At 61.8% G+C, this 346-nt stretch carries 1 pseudogene; it reads left to right on the top strand.

Annotated elements, in window-relative coordinates:
• A pseudogene (locus F8271_RS31930) lies at nucleotides 1-198 on the top strand (IS5/IS1182 family transposase); the annotation flags it as partial.
• Nucleotides 199-346: the final 148 nt, after the last annotated feature.

Raw genomic sequence — 346 nt, forward strand, 5'->3', positions numbered from 1 at the left:
AAACGCTGGGTCGTGGAGAGAACCAACTCCTGGATGAACGGCTTCGGCAAGATCCGCCGCTGCACCGACCGCAACGCCCAGATCATCGACTTCTACCTGTACCTGGCCGCAGCGATCGTCACCATCCATCAACTCATCCAACGAGCCCGCACGCTCTACCGCTGGGACACCCGACCCACCACCCGCCGACTCAAGTAACGCCTATTGCCGGTCGCTCTAAGTGGTCCGCTCCGTAAATCCTTCGGGGGTTATGCGGTCAGGGCCAGTGCGGCAGGCTGGTGATCGCAGCCGGTGGGTTGCTGGGGGTTCTGCTCTTTCTGTTCGTGTCGCTCGATCCGGGCCATCA

Source organism: Micromonospora sp. ALFpr18c (assembly GCF_008868155.1).
In the GTDB taxonomy this organism is placed as follows: Bacteria; Actinomycetota; Actinomycetes; order Mycobacteriales; family Micromonosporaceae; genus Micromonospora.